At 65.0% G+C, this 1443-nt stretch carries 1 protein-coding gene and 1 pseudogene; one reads left to right on the top strand and one right to left on the bottom strand.

The genetic code is table 11. The annotated features are described in order from the left end of the window. A partial coding sequence (locus tag MOV74_RS38100; RefSeq protein ID WP_246932651.1) for a class I SAM-dependent methyltransferase occupies positions 1-631 on the top strand: 631 nt, incomplete at its 5' end. 151 nt (positions 632-782) lie between these two features. Here MOV74_RS38100 and MOV74_RS38095 read toward each other — a convergent pair. Next, positions 783-1443: pseudogene (locus MOV74_RS38095) on the bottom strand (L,D-transpeptidase); the annotation flags it as partial.

Below are 1443 nucleotides of genomic sequence, written 5' to 3'. Positions count from 1 at the left end.
GCTGCCGCGCGGCGTCCGTTATGTCGCGACCGATCTCAACGAGCCCATGCTCGCGGTCGCCGCGCAGCGCCAGGCGGATGACGATCGCATTACCTGGCGCCAGGCGGACGGAATGGCCCTGCCCTTCGGCGCCGCCGAGTTCGACGTGGTCTGCTGCCAGTTCGGCGCGATGTTCTTTCCCGACCGTGTCAAGGCTTACGGAGGAGTGAAACGCGTCCTGAAGCGCGATGGCACGTTCGTGTTCAACGTCTGGGATCGGATCGAGGACAATGTGCTGACGCATGAAGCGACGATCGCGCTGGAAAAACTGTTTCCGGACGACCCGCCGCGATTCATGGTTCGCACGCCGCACGGCTATTACGACAAGACCGTCATCAGAACCGACCTCGAACGTGCCGGCTTCCGCGACATCTCGATCGAGACGCGATCTGAGATCAGTCGCGCACCGTCGCCCGAATACGTCGCGCTCGCCCTCTGCCAGGGCACGCCGCTGCGCAGCGAGATCGAGGCAAGGGATGCCAGCAAGCTGCAGGCTGCAACCGACATCGTCGCCGAGACGATCCGTTCGCGTCATGGCGCCGGACCGGTGGAAGGCAAGATTCAGGCTGTGGTGATCGAAGCGCGTCCGTAGTTGCTGGGCGGAATGGCTTAGGTTGAATCGATCGTCGCGGCTCGTTCACCTCTCCCGCAAGCGGGAGAGGGAGCGCACCTCCGTCGTTGTTACGATTGGGACTCGTCCCGCCATGCTTTGGGCCGCGCCCCGGCGGGCGGCGCCCTGCGTCCTACCACCAGCTCCGCTGCATCGGCTGCGTCGACTGATAATATTGGTACTGGCCACGCTGTCGGCGCGGATTGGCCGGCTGTACGTAGGGATCACGCTGGTAGAAGAAGCCGAAGCCGTTGCCGCCGTTGTCCCAGCCGTCATCGCTGGCGATCATGGCAGGCGCGGTCGGCTTGCGCGTGATGAAGCCGCCCTGCGGCTGGTTGCTGAGCACCGCGACGAATTCGGTGCGGTAATTGGTCTCGCTGCTCAGCGGCTCGTCCGAGATGATGATCGAGGAGCGCGGCAGCGCGGTCGGCCCGATGCGATCCCACACCTCCTGCGGGATGGTGATCCGGTCGAGCGCATTCCTGGCCTCGTCGCCGTTCTCGATCGTGACCGCGCTCCAGCGCAGGCCCGTATCGGTCTTTGCCATCGCGGTGAAGATATGCGTGCCGATCGGCTGGTCGGGATTGTGGATCTTAACGGGAACCTCGATGCTGGTATCAAACACCTCGCCGCCACCATCGGGCGCCGGCTTGTGCGTGTTCCGCCGGACGTAGAGCTTCTGTGTCGCGCGACTGATGTAGACCGAGACCGGCTCGAGCGCGAGCTTGGCGTCGGTCGCAGCCTTGACGGCCTCGGCCTTCCTGGCCGCGGCGGCCTTCGCGGCCTCCTTCGTG

Origin of the sequence: Bradyrhizobium sp. SHOUNA76 (genome assembly GCF_023006445.1) — a bacterium.
Classification (GTDB): domain Bacteria; phylum Pseudomonadota; class Alphaproteobacteria; order Rhizobiales; family Xanthobacteraceae; genus Bradyrhizobium.
This window is presented reverse-complemented; position numbering and strand designations above follow the sequence as displayed.